This window comes from Paraburkholderia fungorum (assembly GCF_902833645.1).
Taxonomy (GTDB): domain Bacteria; phylum Pseudomonadota; class Gammaproteobacteria; order Burkholderiales; family Burkholderiaceae; genus Paraburkholderia; species Paraburkholderia fungorum.
Window position 1 is genome coordinate 88,615 of record NZ_CADFGE010000021.1, and the last position, 19,330, is coordinate 107,944.

General features: G+C 61.2%; 20 protein-coding genes and 1 pseudogene. 3 read left to right on the forward strand and 18 right to left on the reverse strand.

Annotated features, from left to right (window positions below; translation table 11 throughout):
• Positions 1-6: 6 nt before the first annotated feature.
• From HWX91_RS39895 to HWX91_RS39975, 17 genes are all read right to left on the reverse strand, one after another.
• Positions 7-1,161 (reverse strand): TraU family protein, encoded by a 1,155-nt coding sequence (locus HWX91_RS39895; RefSeq protein ID WP_028199922.1) that lies wholly within the window; start codon positions 1,159-1,161, stop codon positions 7-9.
• 2 nt (positions 1,162-1,163) lie between these two features.
• Positions 1,164-2,327 (reverse strand): TrbC family F-type conjugative pilus assembly protein, encoded by a 1,164-nt coding sequence (locus tag HWX91_RS39900; protein WP_081833236.1) that lies wholly within the window; start codon positions 2,325-2,327, stop codon positions 1,164-1,166.
• Entirely contained in the window at positions 2,290-2,802 is a 513-nt protein-coding gene (gene lepB / locus HWX91_RS39905) for a signal peptidase I (RefSeq protein ID WP_028199920.1), read from the reverse strand. Before lepB ends, HWX91_RS39900 begins: the two co-directional genes overlap by 38 nt.
• Complete coding sequence (locus HWX91_RS39910; RefSeq protein ID WP_176035693.1) at positions 2,795-3,400, reverse strand: hypothetical protein; 606 nt, start codon at positions 3,398-3,400, stop codon at positions 2,795-2,797. Before HWX91_RS39910 ends, lepB begins: the two co-directional genes overlap by 8 nt.
• Positions 3,401-3,531: 131 nt before the next feature.
• Complete coding sequence (locus HWX91_RS39915; RefSeq protein ID WP_028199918.1) at positions 3,532-5,955, reverse strand: TraC family protein; 2,424 nt, start codon at positions 5,953-5,955, stop codon at positions 3,532-3,534.
• A gap of 173 nt (positions 5,956-6,128) precedes the next feature.
• Entirely contained in the window at positions 6,129-6,452 is a 324-nt protein-coding gene (locus HWX91_RS39920) for a hypothetical protein (protein ID WP_051223949.1), read from the reverse strand.
• 89 nt (positions 6,453-6,541) lie between these two features.
• Positions 6,542-7,120, reverse strand: a complete 579-nt coding sequence (locus HWX91_RS39925) for a TraV family lipoprotein (protein WP_081833234.1) — start codon at positions 7,118-7,120, stop codon at positions 6,542-6,544.
• Positions 7,121-7,129: 9 nt separating this feature from the next.
• Entirely contained in the window at positions 7,130-8,431 is a 1,302-nt protein-coding gene (locus tag HWX91_RS39930) for a TraB/TrbI/VirB10 family type IV secretion system protein (protein WP_052660823.1), read from the reverse strand.
• Positions 8,432-8,433: 2 nt separating this feature from the next.
• The gene (locus HWX91_RS39935) at positions 8,434-9,294 is read right to left on the reverse strand and encodes a TraK domain-containing protein (RefSeq protein WP_158380646.1); all 861 of its coding nucleotides are present in this window, start codon (positions 9,292-9,294) and stop codon (positions 8,434-8,436) included.
• Between the two features lie 337 nt (positions 9,295-9,631).
• Complete coding sequence (locus HWX91_RS39940; RefSeq protein ID WP_028199916.1) at positions 9,632-10,555, reverse strand: TraE/TraK family type IV conjugative transfer system protein; 924 nt, start codon at positions 10,553-10,555, stop codon at positions 9,632-9,634.
• Entirely contained in the window at positions 10,552-10,830 is a 279-nt protein-coding gene (gene traL / locus HWX91_RS39945) for a type IV conjugative transfer system protein TraL (RefSeq protein WP_028199915.1), read from the reverse strand. The genes HWX91_RS39940 and traL overlap by 4 nt, the downstream gene beginning before the upstream one ends.
• Positions 10,827-11,285 carry a hypothetical protein gene (locus HWX91_RS39950; protein ID WP_127837881.1) on the reverse strand — a complete coding sequence of 153 codons (459 nt, stop codon included), beginning with the start codon at positions 11,283-11,285 and terminating at the stop codon, positions 10,827-10,829. The genes traL and HWX91_RS39950 overlap by 4 nt, the downstream gene beginning before the upstream one ends.
• A gap of 388 nt (positions 11,286-11,673) precedes the next feature.
• Positions 11,674-12,219, reverse strand: a complete 546-nt coding sequence (locus tag HWX91_RS39955; RefSeq protein ID WP_028199913.1) for a hypothetical protein — start codon at positions 12,217-12,219, stop codon at positions 11,674-11,676.
• On the reverse strand, positions 12,216-12,929 hold the full coding sequence (locus tag HWX91_RS39960; protein WP_028199912.1) for a thioredoxin domain-containing protein: 714 nt from the start codon (positions 12,927-12,929) through the stop codon (positions 12,216-12,218). Before HWX91_RS39960 ends, HWX91_RS39955 begins: the two co-directional genes overlap by 4 nt.
• Before the next feature lie 7 nt (positions 12,930-12,936).
• Positions 12,937-14,217, reverse strand: coding sequence for a GspE/PulE family protein (locus tag HWX91_RS39965; RefSeq protein ID WP_052660822.1), 1,281 nt, complete (start codon positions 14,215-14,217; stop codon positions 12,937-12,939).
• Positions 14,214-14,648: a hypothetical protein gene (locus HWX91_RS39970; protein WP_028199911.1), complete on the reverse strand. Its 435-nt coding sequence runs from the start codon at positions 14,646-14,648 to the stop codon at positions 14,214-14,216. Before HWX91_RS39970 ends, HWX91_RS39965 begins: the two co-directional genes overlap by 4 nt.
• A complete protein-coding gene (locus HWX91_RS39975; protein WP_052660821.1) occupies positions 14,645-15,292 on the reverse strand; it encodes a lytic transglycosylase domain-containing protein in 648 nt (215 codons plus the stop codon). Before HWX91_RS39975 ends, HWX91_RS39970 begins: the two co-directional genes overlap by 4 nt.
• Before the next feature lie 42 nt (positions 15,293-15,334).
• Between HWX91_RS39975 and HWX91_RS39980 the strand changes: the two genes are divergently transcribed.
• Both HWX91_RS39980 and HWX91_RS39985 read left to right on the forward strand, forming a co-directional pair.
• Complete coding sequence (locus tag HWX91_RS39980) at positions 15,335-16,357, forward strand: conjugal transfer protein TraF (RefSeq protein WP_081833232.1); 1,023 nt, start codon at positions 15,335-15,337, stop codon at positions 16,355-16,357.
• 38 nt (positions 16,358-16,395) lie between these two features.
• Complete coding sequence (locus HWX91_RS39985) at positions 16,396-17,841, forward strand: conjugal transfer protein TraH (protein ID WP_158380647.1); 1,446 nt, start codon at positions 16,396-16,398, stop codon at positions 17,839-17,841.
• 76 nt (positions 17,842-17,917) lie between these two features.
• Here the strand turns inward: HWX91_RS39985 and HWX91_RS39990 are convergent, their stop codons facing one another.
• Positions 17,918-18,553, reverse strand: coding sequence for a 2OG-Fe(II) oxygenase (locus HWX91_RS39990; RefSeq protein ID WP_028199908.1), 636 nt, complete (start codon positions 18,551-18,553; stop codon positions 17,918-17,920).
• Positions 18,554-18,890: 337 nt separating this feature from the next.
• On the opposite strand from HWX91_RS39990, the pseudogene HWX91_RS39995 reads away from it, so the two are divergent.
• A pseudogene (locus HWX91_RS39995) lies at positions 18,891-19,106 on the forward strand (replication initiation protein); the annotation flags it as partial.
• Positions 19,107-19,330 lie beyond the last annotated feature (224 nt).

Genomic DNA, 19,330 nt, shown 5'->3' on the forward strand with positions numbered 1-19,330 from the left:
ACGTCCTCACAGTTCGCAGCAATCAACCCAACGCCACACGAGATACGCCTCGTCTTCGCCGGAGCCGGGAACCTTGCGCCCGAGACCCCAGAGATATTCGGACGAGCCCACGCTGTGCGCGCAGCGATTTTCGAGAAACGAAGCCGGATTGATGGACCCCGCGTTAAGGCTCGGATCGCCGTCGGTGGCAACCATCGGCCCTGCTTCGCTGACCGGGAAGAGCATGGTCATCTTGAATTCGCTTTTGTTCATCACCGGCATGGGCTGCGGGGAGCAGGCACCGTTGACCACAGCGGGGCCGACGGTGGTGACTCCGTACTTGGAATTGACCGCGCCGTAGCGAGCCATCGCGTTCATCGTGAACATGGCCTTCGCCGCGACCAGCGACGAACCCGTCGTGACGCTCTTATTGCCGAAGTTGCCGGTGAGTGGGTAGGTTGCGCCCCAGCAGCCCATCCACCAGAACATGGCATCGTCCACTGGGCTCGAGATGTTGAGGAGACCAGAGGCCAATTGGGCCGCGCAGTCTAGCGGCGCGGCGATCATTGCCGCAGTCGTCTCAAAGACGGCCGATTCAGGGAACAGCAGGTTCGAGAGCGCGGAGTCATCCCAGAAAGGCAGAAGCAGCGACGACATGTATGAGTCGTCCGTTGTACCCACGGCGGCACAATTGGTCCCGACAATACTCGCGAACATCGAGGCAAGCGGGAAGTCGTAGAGATTGAACTGCCGGAACCCACCCTCCGCATTTGAGCCGGTTTCTGCGGACCCACCGCTGCCGCCGGTGCGACGCCCGGCGCCGAGCTCACTGCCGAGATTCAGGCCTCCCAGCATCGGCGAGCAGCCCGGTGCCCGCGTGGTTTCGATGACGGAAATCGGCACCCACATGCCCTCGGGATAACCGGGGATGGGAATGTCGAACGGGCCGTCGCAATAGCAGATTGGATCCCGGTACGCGTCATAGGGAGCGTCGACATCAGTAGGTGGAACCACGTCGACGCCGGAGATCAGGAACGGGAAGATCGAGTCATAGCAGAAGTTCGTGTACAGGTCCGACGGCGATGCAACGTTGCAGCCCATGGCCACGCTCTGGGCCTGGGTGTTGCCGGCGTACAGGAGAAGCGGGACAACGAAGGTGAGAAGGCGCAGCAGTTTTTTCACGATTACATGCCTCCTTCGACGCGCGGAGACAATGTCTGCACAACGAGTTTGCCGTTTTCGGCAGTCAACAGGCTTGGTGCTGCGCGTAGCTGAAAGCGTTTCACGATGATGCTATCGAGCAGCATGGGCTTGATGCCAGTCTCTTCTGTGAGGGACCGCACGCCCCCTTCGTCGTAGTGGGTCACAAAGAGGCGCCCTTGGGGGTAGCGTTGCAACCAGGCATGCGCCATGACAATCTGGCGCTGGTCGGATGGATCCACGACGACAATTGCAGCGCCGGGCAGGCCGGCTTTAGTGAGCGGGTTGTAGCGAGTTCCCTTGGCCATGATGAGATTGCCTTTCTGGTCGCGGATATCCTGAGGGAACGTCACGCTCAGATCGACGGTGTAGCGCGTGTCGCGCTCTGCTCGTGGCAGCGGCGTGCCGCGGTCCATCCGGTCGGTCATCGCTTTGGCCGCGCGATCCTGCCACGCATGCCAGTTGTACCGTTGCATCCGGTCGCGGAAGACCTCTGCGAGGTCCTTCTCGCGAACCGGCCAGGTCATACCGACATTGCGCGATTTGACGCCGGCATCGATATCGCGGGTGGCGGATTCGATGGACAGGGCACCGTCCACGCGATACCACTTGTGGTCAGCGATCGACTCGTGCATGACGACAGGGACCTGCGTGACGTCCCAGCGGGCGAAGGCCTGAGGAAGCACGGCTACGACAGGCTGGGGCTCGCGAAGGTGATCCTTGAAATCAGAGACCGCCTTGATATGTTCTGCGGTCTTGTGTCCATCGTTAGCCTCGAGACCACGCAGAAAAAACACGACGTCGCGCCTCCCGCGGACTTCTTCGAGCATCGCGGAGAGCTCGCGGTCAGGCATCGACATCGAGATGAAAACGACAGTCTTTGCTCCTCGCACCATCCGGGCAGCCGGATTGACACCGTTGTCGTGAGAAGTCCGGCCACCAAAGACGCCTTGAGCGGCGAGTGCTCCCTTGCGGATCTGCTGGTTCTGCTGTCGGACGATCGAGAGGATGTCAGCCGACGGCGAGGCATTGGTCTGCGGGGCAGGCGGTGCTTCCGCTCGCGCGATTGGCTTGAGAAGGCAGGCGCTGCAAAGCAGCGCGACGATCTGCCTAGTCCAGCAGCATGTCTTTCGTGAGAATCTGGTCATAGCGAATCGTTCCCCAGTAGCGGGAGTCGTACGAACGGTATTCGGACCCGAACACAAAGTAGTGACCGGGGGCGATGCGGTAACGGGTGTCCCAGGCGTTAATCGGTCTTAGAAAATGCTGGGCGCCGCGCGCAAGCGTGCCAAGTACGCGGCCATTGATACTGATCACGCCCTGCTCAATCACGACGGTGTCACCTGGCACGCCGGCAATCAGTTTGGTCATGAGTGCGCCGCGGGCGAAGAGCGAAGCCTGCTCATTGCGAAACGTCACCAAGTCGCCGCGCGAGATTGCGCCCACCTGCCGGGTGCCCCAATACCACTCCCATGGCAGGCAGCCGGTCTCCTCCCCGTCAAAGAAGACGTACGCATGGCGATGCATCGCGGTCGCGGTTGCTTTTGCCCCGAACAGCAGGAACGGTGCAAGGACGAGAGTCGCCGCAAGCAGCACGGCGTTGCGGGCTGGCAGCTTAATCATCGAGAGACGGGTTGCCAGCGGATTCGCTCGCCTGCCCATGAGCTGAAGGGACCGCGGACGCACCCGGGAATTCCGTCGCCCCCGGATGAGAAGCCGGAGCTGCGGCCGGCGTGCCAGGAAGTGCATCGGGCGCGGGCATCTTCTGGCCGCGCGACCAGTCAAGCCCGAGCTGGCCCGCGATCTGTGCGGTGACGTCGACATCGGCCGGGGAGGCCACCACGGCTTCGCGCCGGATCAGCAGGCAGCTGTCTGCGACAGCGCTCACCGCGGCATCCATCTTGCGGAGCTGGTCATGGTAGAGCGCCTGGGCTTCCGACTGGTTCTTGCCATTGGTGCGGGCCAAAAGGTCCGAAACCACAAGCGCTGTCAGTCGGCTCATGTCAATGGTTCGGTAGCAGGAAGCGCCGCCGGCGGCGACCGCATGCCGGAACGGTGCGGCGAGGGATGAGACCGGGGGCAGATGTGCAATCAGTGCGCGCGCGCCGAAAAGAAGGCCGGTGCAGGCAAGGACGACGACAATCACGAGACGCAGCATGCCCCAGGTCCCGCCGGCGCTCGTCGGGTTGGACGCTTTTGGTGGCACGGCGGTCGCAGACATGTCCGTCCCCCCTTCTGTCGACACCGGTTGCGACCGTGGTGGAGTCTGATGCAGCTCCGGCGCTCCGGCATCGACGGGGCGGTCGGTTCCCGGCGGCGTTTGTTGCGTGTCGGGAAGTTGTGAGCTCTCGCTCATACTGTTTCTCCGCGGATGAATTCGTGTACGGCCTGAACGACGTCGTCACCGCGATTGAGCGCGGCGAGAATCTCGTCCCGTTCCCGGCCTTCGGATGAGAAGAGGATCTGGTTGAAGCGCGATTCCACGAGGCGTGCGATACCGGAGCCGTGTTCCGTGCGCAGATAGATCTCGGAGTATCCGGCGCGTCCCTTGATGGTGTGCACGGTACGCAGAAGGTTGGCCTCGCCTTCGCCGATATCCATCCAGCCGCTTTGCCGTGCCAGATTGATGGCCTCGGAAGTCTGCTTCATGATGTACTTCGTGGCTGCGGTGCCCGCGATCGTCGGACCGTGGGGGCTGTTGTAGAGCTGCGTCAGGTTCTGCAGGACCAGACCGACCGAACCGGTTTCCTTGCGGACCTTTGCATAGAGCTGCGCGAGAAAGCGCGCGAATGGTTCGTCGGGCATGAGATCGCCGCCTTCCTCGATGATCAGCAGCTTCTGCTGGCTGCTGCCCTTGGTCTCATACATGTCCTGCTCGCAGCGAATCATCAGCAACTGCAGGATGACCTGCTGCAGGTGAGGCTGTGAGCGCAGGTCGAAGAGCTCGAAGGTGGTCAGCTGGGCGTCCGCGCGCAGCGTGTTCGGCCCCGTGAACCACGCGCCGTAGGGGCCTTCAGTCGTAAACGGGTACAGCTTTCGCGCAAGTTCACGACTGATGTCGTCATCCTGATTCATGAGGTACAGGTAGACCCCGGTAATTTCCATGGCCGGGCCGTATGACGCCCACACGCTCTTGGTCGCCGACATGATCCGAACCGCCTCGGACGAACCCGTGGATTCATGCGGATTGGCCATCTTGCATAGCAGCGCCTGCAGCACGCCGATGCTCTGGTCGATATTCGTGACGTGCGTAAACGGGTTGAGACTGCAGCGGGCGTGCTCTGAGAATTCGATGTAGTCGCCATGGTGCGCACGCGTGAATTTCGCGTGCGAGCGGCGGATGTCAAGAATGCGCACGATCGCGCCCAGGGCGAGGTAGTCCTGGACCTTGCGCTGCACGGCAAATGATTTGCCCGCGCCTGGGTCGGCCGTCCATATCCAGTTGAAGTTCGAATTGCGGGGATCGAACACGTCATAGCGGAAAGGGCGGCCTCGCCGCGTAGTCAGCAGCATGGCACGGCCGTACCCACGCCACTCGTCGATCACGGGAAGGAACTGGGCCGCCTGGGTCGAAGCCATCGTGAAAAAACGGCGCGTATTCTCAATCGTCCTGGCCGTCGGGCACAGTGGCAATGTGTTGTAGAAATTCGGCCAGATGATGTGTTTCTCAGGCGCCATCTGCATGTCCTGGCCGGCGAAGTACGATTTCAGGCGCGACATCATCTTGTTGATCGCACGTGGCGAACGATTGAAGAGGGCCAGCGTGGTGTTGATTTCGACGGCATTCGCACCGGCGTCGAGCGAGGCAATGAGTGTGTCAAAGCCGCGTTTCTTCGCGGCCAGGATGGGTACCCACTTGAGCATCGGGCCGAACGCCTGCTGGGTGACCAGAGTCGATTTGGTGCGAAGCTTGCCGATTTTCCCGCTCTGCTCGGGGATATGAATGGTGGTGGTCAGCACGAACGGCATGCTGATCTGCGTGCCGGTTCCGTCGGGCGTGCCGCGCAGTACGTCCATCAGGTGAAGACTTGCCTTCTTCGGATACTTGGCCGTCGTCATCAGCCCGATATGGACGTGGCCCGACGTCCTGGGCGAATCCGCGCGGATCGTATTCTTGAACTGCTTGATTCGCTGTGCCGGTTCAAAAATCTGATCGCGCAACGTTGCGCTCTCGTCATATGAACGGTTCCATTCACCGTACATGTCAAAGTAGCGTCGCAGTACTGAAAGGTACTCGTCGGGACCGACTGGCTGGATATCGAGCTTGGCGGCTTCATACATCGACTGGAGCCGGTCGCGCAGTTCGCGGAACTCAGCGATCTCGACGTCTTTCGGAAACGGCAGACCACGAGTGGGGACCTTGAGCGTGACGTAATGGCGAGTGTCCAGCACGCGTGTGTGCAGCGTTGGCGCCAGGGGGCGATGGGCAGCAGCGGCGATGAAGTCAGCCCGCTCAGTGCACGCAGTCTGCGCGATGCGGTTACCCCTCGGACTGAGGACCCGCGCCTCGCGGTAGGTCTCGAGCGCACCTTCGAGATCCGGGACGGCCATCTGTATGTCCTGGATAAAAGTTCCCGGAGGGTAATGCTCGCCCAGCATGTTCTCGAGCATCTTCTGGATGTTGAGGTCCGCGCCAGTGATGAAGTCGCCCTGGAGAAGGCAGCCCAACGCCCCTTCTTCGAAGAAATAGATGTCGTCGTCGGCCGCCAGACAGGTGAAACTGTCTGCCGGCCGCCCGCGGTCCATCATTTCGCGTATGCGGTCGATTGCGCCCATCAGGTTTCCGTTGAAGACGTAAGTGACTGGATGTCCTGATTGAGATTATCATCAATCGCAATGAGAGAATTATTTGCACTTAAAGGTGCCGCGAGCAAATAAAAAAGACCGCCCGGAAGGGGCGGTCAGGCAGAAAGGGTCCCGAGGGGTAACCCGTCCTGAGAGAGCTGTCGTCAGAAGATGGCGGTGTACATCCCGGTAAGGATGTTCGGACCGTAGATAGAACCCAGCGTAATACCCAGACCGATGCCCATGCCTACGAGGGAGCCGCGTACGGTGGCCGCAATGAGCGCGATGGCAAGACCCAGAATGGCCAGCATTTTGCCGCCGGAGCCTTGCAGCACGCCAGTGAGCCACAGATTGATGGTGTCGAAGGTTGAATCGGAACCTGCGTACGCGTGGACGACGAGCAGCGCGGCAACGACGACAATGACCAGGCTCATCAGTAGCTTCTTGCGGGATTTGGGGTCCGTCCAGCGTTCCTTGAATTTACTCATGTCGACTCCGTGCCGGGAGAAAGTGTTGTGGATGGTAATGCATAATCTCCCAATGATTTAATTTTTACAGATGTAGTATTTCAAAGGGGTCAGCGAGACGTGTCTTGCGTCGGCAAGGGGCTGGATGGAGGCGCCGAAGGTGCGACTCGCGCCGGCGTAGGACGTCCACCGCCAGGCCCTGAAGTCACGAGATTGGCATTGGACTTCGCGTTTGCCTCTATGCGATAGGGCGTGAGGACCCGAGCCTCAGATGTGGCGGCATTGTTGCCCATCGACCAGCGCCGCGGTGTCACTTCGGCGAACACGATGCTCGGAAAATGCAGCTGGTTCCGATCGTCCTGCCACGTGTTAATCCACAGCCGCATGATCTTCGCCGGCTCCATCACCGGCATGGGTTGCTGGATGGGCTCCGGCAGGCTCACCTGAATAGCCGATACCGGTTCCGGATCGAGGCTGAAGCGGTGATTGCCTTGACCAGAGGCTGCCGCCTCGGCAGCCTCGACGGCGGAGGAATTGTTCGACATGGAGTAAGCCTGGCGTGCCGACACGCAACCGACCCCTTGCCCACCCGGGCAGGCAGGTGAAGCGGTGCCGATGCCAAACATGGATGAACACCCGGTCAGCAGTGTCGAAGCGAAGAAGGTCGTCAGAATGGATTGGATTCGCACGGCTTGTCCTCAGATGGGAATACTCACGCCCTTGGTGAGAATCACGTCGACCTGCCGGAGGGGATTAATCTCTACGACGGGCACGATTTCCTTCGCAAGGTCGGTGTAGTACTGGGCAATGTTCTGGAACGCGGTGCCGATCGGCGCGCTCATCTGCGAACCGCTGCTGCTGTTGCTTCCCAGTTGCACGTTGACGCCAGCGCTGTGGACGTTGGAGGCCGTGTTCGACACGACAGTTGCAAGGCCTTCGCCGGCCGCGCCAATCATGGCGACACGCATGGCGTTGGCGATCACGGCGCCGTCTTTGGACGCGAGATTGCCGCGCAGCCCCGGCTTGCCGTCTTCGCCGACTACGTAGCCGTCCACGGCAACTTCAACGACACGCTTGTTCTTGAGCACGCACGAGATACGCTCGGCGCGTAGCTGGGCGCGGCCCGTGGAGAGCTCACCGTTACCTGACACCATCAGGAAACACTCCTTGACAGAGGCTCGCTGATTGTTGGGGAGAATCGCATCCTTCTTGACGCGAATAAGCATCGGCACAGGATTGCGCTGCGCCGATCGCGTAGTCGGAAAATCGCCGCCATTGATCGCAAGCCCGGTGACGATCGCGCCCATCGGAAGAAACGTTTCCGGGATTTCGGCCGCTTTCGCTGAAACGGTCCTGACTGCGCCGGCCGTGGCCGTACCGCTCGCGGTGGTCCCGGCGTCGGCTGCACCGTCGCCGTCGTCTCCCACGATCTGGATGCCATCGGTCTGCTCCGCGTCAGGAGTGGCGGCGGAGTCGGCGCCGGTACGCCCGGGACTGATGGGGGAGGCGGTGCCCCCCGCGCCGGCAGCACCTGGCAGCAAACTGTTCAAACGAGGTTGCCCGCCAGCCGGAAATGGCGCCGAACCGGGAGGGGTGATGGTATCGCCTGTGCCGGGCGGGGGAAGCTGGGCAGTGGTTCCGGTGCTTGTCGGCGTGGTTCCGTGACTTGAAGAATTGCTGGCGGCGCTGCGCTGCTGGGCCTCCAGCAGGTCGAACCTGTGATCAACCTGATCTTGCTGGCTCTGCAGACGGTGATCGAAGTCGGAAATCTGGCGCTGCAGGGCAGTGACGGATGCATTGACGTCTGCCAGGTCGGTATTGCGCTGTGGCGGAGCGACTACATTGACAGCCAGATGGTCGCTGGGCGGCTTCGGCGGTGTCGTCTTCACGCTGAAGATCCAGGCGCCGACGGCGAACGCGGTTACGGTGCCGACGACCACGGTCCGCTTTTGCCGCGCAGGCGTCATCAGCGCCCAGTTCCGTTTGAGCTGGTCGAACATGATTACATTACCTGCTTGGCGAACATGATGAGGACGTCCGTCGTCTCGCCCGGTCTCACCGCCAGATTGGGAAAGATCGTCACGGCGAGTACGTGGTCACTGCCGAACGCTTCTTCCGACAGCGTGATGGGTTCTGTGCCGGTGTTGAGCAGCCGATAGCGATATATGTCGGCGTCGGTTCCTGCGTAACGCCCGATCGGTGTTGCCTTGATCGGGCCGGAAATAGCCATCGGAGCATCGAGCAGCGCTTCGGTGTATCCGTCCGGAACCTGGCCCAGCACGGCCTGCTTCATCGTGGCCGTGATCCCTTCGACATACCCCGACTCCTCACCCGCACTTTGCGGATCACCGCGGCCTTGGGGAATGGCACCGTCAAGTACCAGCGTGACAGAGCGCCCGGAGATCTTCCGGGGCAGCAGATGCAGCGCTACAACGGGTGAGTTCGGCAGTCCTGCATCTTTGATGAAGACTGTCGTTTCCTCTTTGGGTGAAAAAAAGATATCGCTCCCCCAGACGCGCGAGCCCGACGGGTCTTCACCGTTGACGCGTTTGTTGACTACCTTGGGCTTCATGAATGGCGTCGCAACCATGTTCGGCTGCGCGCCAGACACTTCGAAGTCAGCCGTCACACCATGTCGAACGTGGAGAACCGCGGGATTCTCGGCTGGCATCTGGGCCACGGCCGCCGACGGCGGCGCCGGAAAATGTCCGCGGTTACCCAGCACGGTTCGGTCCCCGGCGGAGACAAGCTGCTGCATCACCGTGTGTACGACCGTCTCGTTAGGGCCGAGGCCCTGAGAGATCGGGTCCGAACGGGTAGCCGCCGTAGCGCGCTGCGAGGACGCATCGATGATTGGCGCCACCGGCGCCGTCGCGACAGCACCGTCGTTTTGCCCGCTCTTGAGCGAAGTAATGAGCCTCGAAATGTCTGCGCGTGTAAGCACCGGCGGTTGGCCCGGGGCGGACGATATGGGTGTTCCAGTTGCGGAGGGCGGGGCCGCTACGCTGGCTGGGTCCATCTGGATGTGCACGTTGCGCACCACGCCATCGTCCTGGGCTGCCGCAGGGCCTGCCACGGCAGCGAACACGAGCAAGAGGGGCGCGAGTGCGCGCGCCGGCGTCGAGCAATACACCCCGGTTTGGGCTGTGCGGTGAGCCGGGCGCTTTGTGTAGGGAGGAAGGATGGGCACGGTCTATCCCTTATAGGCGTCCGGATGCTGCGTTCGCGCTGTCGCGTTGTGCCGGATCGACTGGCAGCGCCTGCACCGGTCCGGCGATGCCTTCTGTCCCGCCGTTCAAAGGCGATTGGGACCCAACCGCTGCGGGTTGCGCGATGCCGGCCGCGCTCCCCGTGGGGGCGCGCGCCCCCCGCGCAGGTGTAGCAGGTGTGGTTGACGGATTGGCTGTGTTGTCAGCGGGGTTGACGCGACCCTGCCCGGATTCAAGTGCGTGCCGGATGTCATTCGCTTGAGGGACGATGTTCGGATGCAGGCGATCGTGGCCAGAGGCTGCCCCCGTCGTCGGCGGATGCGCCTTCTGCCACTGAAGTGTGCGGGCCTCACCAACATACGACGTAAAGGCGGTGATCCTGGGCAGGCCAGCCACCATCTTCATGGTCAGTTCGTATGTCACGGGCAGCTGTGCGAGGGGTTGTGCAGTGGTCTTGTACGCAGTTGTGTTGAGCGTACCTTCGATGAATACCCGGTGCGTTGATGCTTCCCACTTGCTACTGTGTGGCACGAACACGTTGATTGACCCGCTTGAGACGTAGGCCGGATCATCGGCGATCGCATAAATCTGGTCACGCACTGCAGGGTAGATGGATGCATCGACGATGAATGCGAGGTGATCAGCAACAAAATGCGCGGTCTGCGGTGTGACCGATCCGACCGCGCTGGCGACGTACAGACCCCATGCCTCGTAGAAGTTCGACGACGCGCTGTCCCAGCCCACGGAGTACTCGGCGGTCATGTTGGGAGGTTGTTCCACGAGGCGCTCGTGCATGGACACCACCTTGAACGTCAACATGAGATTGATCAGAACGAGGCCGCCAACAGACACCGAGAGCCAGTAGTTGGCGCTGCGCGTGCCGTTCCAGGTGGCGAAGAGGCGCGGCATTTTCATTGAATGAATTCCCTGGCGAGCCCGTTGGTGAAGATGCGGTTGAGCGGCAACAGGCCGTACCAATAGGCGATGTGATGAAGAGAACCGGGCAACGCCTTGCGCTTGTAGCGAATGTAGATCGTGCTGAGAACGAGGCCACTAATGATCGAGACGGTCATGACATCAAAGATGACGCCGACGAACATCGAGAGAATGATCGGCATCAGGTCGTCCGTTTCCCAGAAAGCGATCTGCGGAAAGTTGTCGATCATCTGGGGGATATCGCGTTCGATCATGATGGGGTCCGTGTCTTCGATTCACGGCACATGGCCGCCGGGCGCGCAGGCAGGTGTTTCGCGACATGACGTGCGCCCGTGCGATACGCACGGCGTCGGCCGTGACGCACCGGCGGCTGGTCACTCGGCATCTCCTCGATCTCAACTGGCAGGGAGATTTCGATCGGCTCGGTGTGCTGGACCTGCCACGAGTCGTGTGGCAATGACTGGACGGGCTGCGCGGTGATGACCGCCTCCTGGGAATAACCGAGCGTTGCATAGTCGGAGCCGGTCGATCGCGTCTCGACGCCGAGCCATGTGCGCTTGGCCACGAACGGCTCAGGAGCCTGGGCGGGGACGCACCCGCCGAGCAAACAGAGCACGCTGGTCAAGATCAGCGCCCGCGACGTGGAAAGCAGGTATGAACAGACCGCACGTGCTGAACTGGCAGTAACAGGGCGGATGAAACCTCTCAAGTTTTGCTCCTGCGCAAGGTCCGCAAAGCCCGTACGGGCCTGATGATTCGCCAGAGTAACAAAATCTCAATGAGGTAAATAATCCGCCTCGCGTTAAAAAAAGCGTTTTCTGCGTGAGGCTTGACGAGGTCAAACGTTGCGGAGGTCCAACCCTTCTCCGCGATGACAGCAACAGGGCGGCAATCGTCGCCGAAACTGGCTGGCCAGAGGCTGAGCGTGAGTGTTGAGAGGACGGCCGTGAGAACCGGGCTGCGGACTTGCCAGCTATCGCAGCGCGCGGGCGCAGGAGGTGCTGCCCACGGGTCCTGGTTCGTGGAGACTACCGGTGGAGGGCTGTTCTGGGCGCGCGCCGCGCCGGCAGTGTGTGCCGCGAGCGCGGTTGCGACGATCAGGATGAGAGCCAGTCGGAGAGGTCGTGCCATCCGTCATACCCCAGTTTGATCGGTCGGCCCTCGATAACGAAGGCGGGATAGCCGGGAAGCGCTCGGGTCGCTGCGGTGTTCCGCTGCACGTCCTCCTGGACGGTCTGCCACACGGCCGGGGCCGGCTGGAGGTCCCATCCGGGGACAAAGAAGCCCTCCATGCTGTGGGCGACGAAGGCACGAGCGGCCGCGTGCGCGGAGTCATGCGTATCGCCCACCGGAACGAAGCGGACCTGGAAGGTCGCAAGCGTGCGATCGTGAAGCGCAGCGCGTGAGCGGAGGTCAGAATATGCGGTGCGGCAAATGCTGCAGCCTGAATCAAGGATGAACCATAGGGGTGTCCTGCCCAGGGACGGTTCATCCACTATGAAGTGAAGCCGCGTGAGATCGACACGTGGCGCGTCGGGGCGTTCGGATTCGCCCGCAGCAGCGTGCGCGAGCGCCGTAGCAGGCGACAGGCTGATCGTCGCGAGGCTGGCAAGGCTCGCGCCAAGAAAGTGGCGACGTTTCATGAACTCATGACCTTCGAGACAAGCCCGTTAAGGAGCTGGACGAGGGTGTCATAGTTGCCCCCCGTGTAGTTCGCGTTGGTGACGAACCTGCCACCAACGCCAAAATCAGGAGTGACCTTGACGCGATAGCGTCGGGCAAGAGCGGCTGCACGCAGCAGACGCTCGCGGGTTTCCGGCGAGTGGAGCGCCGCGAGGACCGCAGAGCGCTGCAGGCCCATGCGGTAGAGGATCTGGGGGAAGTCCACGGGGGTAGGAGCAGGGTAGTGCTGCTGGCCAGCGGCGTAGGCGAAACCCTCGAACTCCGCCATCCGGTCCGGCACCAATGAGCGCGCGACGTAATATGCGGCGGCGGCAGAAAGCGCGACGGGATCGTCGACCATCAGGGGTACAGGGACGAAGAGCATAGGTTTCGGAATCGTTTTGCCCCACGACTCAAGAGACTGCGCATACTGGGCGCAGAAAGGACACGTGTAGAGGAAAAACATAAACACACGATCACGGTCCTCCACAAAATTGCCGATCTCGAGATACGGACGAACGTTGATCCTCGAACTGTCCTGAGAGCCCCGGCCCGGCACGTTCGGCAACCCCGCGGTGGCATCGTCATCGTCGTTGATGGCCTGCGCACGGGCAATCTGCGAAGCTGCGCTGCCCAGAGTGGCAAGACCGGCTGCGGTGGCGGACAGGAGAAAGCGTCGGCGATTGGTCATGAGTCGCTCACTGGCTGAACTTGAGTGCCGTATGGAAGTCGACAAACCGCTTTGAGCTCATGTCTAGTCCGACCTGCAGGAGCGGGGCATACTGCGGTTGCGAAAACGCTTCTTCACGCATTGCCTGGCGGTCACCGCGCTCGACCGCTTCGCGAAGCGATGCGGTACCGACCAGCATTTCCATAACGGGAATCCGGCCCTGGTACCCACCGTGGCAATGTTCGCAGCCGCGGGTGTTCACTGCGTAGAAGGGGCGGTCGAGTTCGATTCGATCGCCACCATTCTGCGCACGCATCGCCCTGACTTGCTCCGTTGTGGGGACGAACAGCGTTGAACAGCTGTCACAGATTTTGCGCACCAGACGCTGGGCGGTGATGAGGCGTAGCGCGTCGGCGATCTCGTAGGGCTTGACGCCGAGATCGAGCAGCCGGGTGATCGTCGAAAGCGTGGTCCGCGTGTGGAGAGTCGAGAGCATCAGGTGCCCGGTGTTAGCGGCAGTGAATGCAATGTTCGCGGTTTCCGAATCGCGGATTTCTCCCACGAGACCGACCTCGAAGTCCTGACGCAGCGCAGAGCGCAAGATCTTCGCAAAGGTCCGGTATGGCGGATGGACCGAGACCTGGTTGGCTCCCTTCAGGGCATATTCGATCGGATCTTCGGCGGTAATGATATGAATGCCGGGCTCGTTCAGGTGGTTCAGACAGGCGTAGAGGGTCGTCGTCTTGCCCGAGCCAGTCGGCCCTACGTTGAGAATGATCCCTTCTTCATACGCGAGTGCCTCCATCAACGCCGCCCGTAAAAGCGGTGGCATCCAGATATCGTCAAGCTGGTGCGCAGCATTCGCCTCGTCAAGCAGGCGGCAGACGATGGACTGGCCCAGGTCGTTGGGCAGCAGTGATACACGGACCTCGACGCGGCGGTCCCCGAGAGCGACCGCGAATTTCCCGTCGAGAGGCGACTCGGTGTCGGACACTTCGAGTCGGCATCGGGAACGCAGCTTGATGTTGATTTCGCGCGCGGCCGCGCTGTTCAGGAAGTAACGCTCCTGGAGAACACCGTTGACACGCACGAGGATGCGAAAGCCATCCGGGTGATGCCGCATGTGTATGTCGGACGCGCCTTCGAGGCAAGCCGCAGGAAAGAGGTAGTTGAGGAAGTCAACAACCTTGCTGTCACCGTTGGCAGTGGAGATAAAGCGATCGAGCCCCTCGCGCAGGTATCCAGTCGACGAGACGAGCAGCGAACTGAAATCGGGCACAGTCGCCTGCACGAGGTCAGGAGCATTCACAGGCGCTCCCCGTCGTCTGCCCCCGACGCCGCCACCGGTGCCGTCCTGGCGGCGTCGCCTTCATGCGGGTGCACGCCTGATGTCGCGGATGGGCGGGACGGCAGGGCGTCAACACGCGGGGCCGGGCTTCCGCGAGGACGATAGTCGCCGAATACCGGGTCGACGTCACTGAAAGAAGGAAGTGGCTGCCCGTCGTATGCCCAGAACCAGACGGACGACCGGCAGGCCTGGATGAATGGCAGGGCCTCGTCCGCCAGATCCTGGCCCGTTTCCTCGTCGAGCATGCGCATGAGCGAGCCGAGCACGCGCACCGCGCCTCCTACCGGCATGCACGTTCGGCTGACACGGGTGGCCGGCTCGGTAGAGACGAATATATACACAACCCAACCGACAAGTGCGGCGCCGGCGACGTAGGAAATGACAGTTTTCATTCGGCGCCATCCTCGGCGGTAAAGACGATGTCCGAGCCGTTCGCAGATCCGTGTAGCACGGATGCGCGTTGAGGTTGCGAAGCAGCTTTCTGTGGGGAATGTCGTGCCCGGCTACTCGCGACAGGTCCGGTCGCGGGCAACGTCGCCGGGCGAGAGTCCTGATACCAGCTCCAGACCTTGCGGACGTACTCTGCGCGTGACGCGGTGCAGGCCTCGCCCTTGAGCTGGGTGCAGGCACTGTTGTAAGCGCCGATTGCGTCCCAACGGGCTCCTTGCTGTTTGATGATGCCCGCGAGAACCCACGCGCCCACGTCGATGTTCAGGCAAGGATCCGCCATCAGCTGTTCGCGAGTGATCCCATAGCGCGCGAGCGTCGGTAGCCAGGACGAGTTGATTTGCATGAGGCCAAGATCCACGGTCCCTGTCCGGGAAACGTGGTTGAGGTTCTGCGCCGAAGCGCGACCGCTTGACTCGGTTTCGGCCATGGCCCACAGGAGGCGAGGGTCGATGTGATATTTAGCGCCAGAAGCCTCGAAGCACGCGCTGATATCGGGGCCAGGCGCGGCCAGCGCGGTCATCGGTACAGTAATGAAAATGAAGGAAATTATCAGTCGGCGCATCTGGAAAAAATAATCACTCACCATCGGGTTACTATAATCTCATTCAGATTGTGGATTTAATCGACGATGCCATCCAGCCGAGCCTGCCGAAATCTTGCCTACGCGGTCCTGCTTGCCGCAGCGGCCGGCCTTGGGAGCCCAGACGTACAAGCGGACGGTTTTTACGAGGGGAAGGGGCAGGGCTGGTACTTCTATGACGATGGACGCACGTCCCCGGCGTCAACCGTAAGTGCGTCCGAGCCGGCGCCGGCCAGCAGCGCGCAGGTGGCTGCGCCGCCCGCGGCCGCGTCGAACCAGGCAAAGCCGGAGCCGTTTTCGGTGGAATGGCTTCGCCAGAAGATCAAGATCCTGCAGTTGAACTCGATGAACCACCCAACCGTCGAGAACCTCGAGGCGTTCATGTGGGCGCAGCGGATGATGCTCGACATGAGCCAGAACTTCGCGGATGTCGGCTCGAAGGTGGCGGCGGACGATCCCTATCTCAACGAGGCGGTGCGTTTTCCGACCGCTGCGGCCGCACGAAGCAACGCCCTGTGGCAGGTTGACCGCGCACGCGATGAGATCCTGAAGAACCTCTCTGCCCGTGCGGGACTGTGGTTCTTCTTCGATTCACGCTGCGCGTTTTGCGCGCAAGAACTTCCCGTGGTGAAGGGCATAGCGGAGCGATATCACTTTCCTCTGCAGCTCATATCCGAGGATGGTGCGCCTCTGCAAGGCATGGCGCGGGCCGCGATGGTCGTCGATCGCGGCCATGGGACATTCAAGGCGTTCGAACTCAAGCTCACGCCGGCGGTGGTACTGGTAGTGCCGCCGGCGACGGTGATGGTTGTCGCGCACGGAGCAATGGCGCAAGACGAGTTGCAGCGCAAGATCGTGGAGGCAGCGATCGATGGCCAACTGGTGCCCCACGATCTGATGGACATCGCGCAGTTGGAGAAGCGCGGAATTGTGAGCCCAGGTGACATCGAGCGGATGAGAGCGCAAGCAGCCGCAGCCGATACCGACGACCCGCAGCAGCTCGTGAAGCTCATGCGTGACGCAGTGGGACGGCACATGCCGGATTTGACACAGAACTCCCTGGATCATTAGCGATGAAGATTCGCCTCAGACATGTCGCGGCCGCGACGGTGCTTTCGCTGGTCTGCATCGGCTCTCACGCAGACATCAACTCATCGCTGAATGCGATGTGGACCTCGTCCGCAGGCGGCGCAGTGACGGGCCAGAACGGAATGGGTGTCTACGGGCCTTCGTATTACATGCGTGCGCCAGTGCAGAGCTATGAACTGGTGCACATCGACCCGCCACGGCTTGCGGCCGGCTGTTCCGGGATCGACACGTTCTTCGGAAGCTTCTCGATGGTTTCTGGAGCGCAGCTCGAATCATTGGTGCGCAACATCATTCAGGCCGCTCCAGGGTACCTGATGCAGCTTGCGATCAAGGCAGTCTGCGACGACTGCTACTCGATCATGGCCGCGATGAAGCACTACGCCGACATGCTCAACAACGGACAGATCAATTCGTGTGCGGTCTCCAAGGCAGTGATCGGCTCTGCGATTCACGCAACGGGGCTCGACGACGAGGTCGGCGGCTCATTCCAGCAGGATGTCGAGAAGCAGGCCGCGGTCGCCAAAGGCTGGTATTCGGACATGTACGCGGGCCTGACGGCCGCGTTTTCCAACGGCCCGAACGTATCACGCGGAGCACGCCAGGACGACACGACGGCGTATCGGAATACGTTTTTCAACACCATGTACGCAACGGGTGCTCCGAACACCATGGATCTGGGTGTGCTGGGTGGGGCGGAGCCCGGCATGGAGCTGATGATGAGCCTTTTCGGAACGTCGGTCACCCCGGACCTGAACAACAGTCCGGTCTCCACTTCCCCGAAAGACGATAAGGTTTTCCCTGCAACGCTGACGTGGGAAGACCTAAAAGACGGTTACGATCCGGCCAAGCCGCGGGTCGCGTATCAATGCATGGACTTCCAGGCGAACGACGAGGGATGTCAGCAGGTCACACAGACGACATACACCTATCAGGGAATTCGCAGGTACCTGATCGATCAACTGGCGGGCGTGCAGCCGACAGCGACCGGGGCTACTGCCGGACAACCCGGGAACATCATCACGACGATCCAGCCCGGCTCGATCATTGCGAACTTCAACGCCGGGATCGCGTTGTCGACGGCACAGCAGTCATTTGTGAATGTCCTGGGAGTGAACATGCAGCGGATGATGATAGAGCTTTCCGGGTTGAACCAGAACGACGCCATCCAGCTGTATAACCAGTTGATGGATGTCATCGCAGACCAGGTAACAGCGTCGGTCGCATACACGATCATAAGTTCCATCCAGCAGGCCTACAACCCAACCTCACAGGCCTCGCAATCGATCGACAATCAACTCAAACGGATCGTTCCGATGAGCGCCGATCAGAAAGCAGCGTTCGACAAATTTGAGCACGACGCACAGGTGAAGAGCGACTACGAAGCGCGTGCGCGGCGCGTGATGGCGGTCGTTGCAGAACTCAAGGAGCTTCGATCTGAAAACAGCATGGTAAGCAGCACGCATTGATGCTCACGGGAGTAGTCGGCGACGCGCCGGCTGCGCCGACGAGAGGAAGGCGAAGGCATGAGATCCGACAGGGGGATCACGTGCGGCGTCTAAACCATCCCGTGAGCGACATACGGTCGCGCGTCGCAGGCAATACTTCGTGCAGCATGTCGGCGGATAGAAACACCGCGATCCGGCTGCCGACTGGCCAGATGTCCTGCGTGCTCAAGCCCTCTGGATGCAACCGCAATGCACCGCCGTGCTCAGGCAGCCAGTCCGCATTCAAATAGACGATAACGGACACCGTGCGGCTATCGTCATCGCGAAATTGATCGCGGTGTCGCTGATACGAAGCGCCCGGGACATAGTATGCGAAGTGGCTTTCGTATTCTTCAAGTCCCAGAAAGAGCCCGCGATTCAACGCGATACGCAGCATTTCCATGATCGCGAGATACTGGTCGCAGGCTTCGGACTGGCCCGCCTCCAGCCACTGAATCCGGTCTCCGCGCACATCGGGCTGGAGCGATCGCGCCGCGCCCTGGCTGACACGCGCCAATGTGAGTGTCCCGGCCGTCGCAAGCGCTGCACATTCCAACGCCAGCGCGAGCGTCAAATCCGGTGGAAAAAAATTGTCCTGTTCCGACCAGCCATGGTCATGAATGGCATCCACGATATGTCGATGCTGCTCGTCTCCGGGTGCATCGAAACGCGCCGGCGAGTGTGATCGGGTCACTGCTTGTTCCTTCGAACGAAGGTGCTGGGTGGAAATTCGAACGGTCGTCCGAGGCGGGTATCGGTGAGGGGCCTTGATCTGAGCGAACGATAGTAACACCGACTTCTGACGAGTCCTGTGGCCGGATCTCCGCGTGGTCGCCGGGGTCCAGCACGGAATCGACAGCAAACGATAGCGGAAGTGATTGCTGGGGACGGGCCAGTTTCGCCAGTTACCGAAGCAAGCCAAGGTGAGTTGCGTTGCCCAACCCACCTCACCGGAAATGGTGAGATAAGGCCTATAGCCGCGCCTCACCGCAGAGGGTATGCTCGCACAAAATCCTTCATCGACCGGACGCATCGCCACAACGCGCGCGAAGAAGACCGATCTGGTGAGCCCAAGCTCCGCCGAATTGCGCAAAGCCGTTGAGGCGATCGCGATTCAGCCCAAGCACGGCAAGATCACGCTCCTCACCCACAAGCTGTTCAACGTGCTGCTCGCTGTTGCCCAGCAGGCGGACGAGTCCGGAGATACGTACCGCGCGCTGCTCTCCGATATTGTCGCGAACTCCTCAGACTGCATCAGAGCGGCATCCGATTTGTCATTCAGGCCATCCACCTTTCCGAAGTAGTCAGCGCGAAGCACCTCGGCAACAGACTTCTTCCCTAATGCGTCTTCGTGGAGGGCCTCATACACTTTTGCAGACAGTAGTGTATGAGGAACATCGTGATCACCACTGCTGCGTCTTCTTGCGGCCCCGGGCTGCCCGGAGGCGTGCGGCTTAGGTGCGCCCATTTC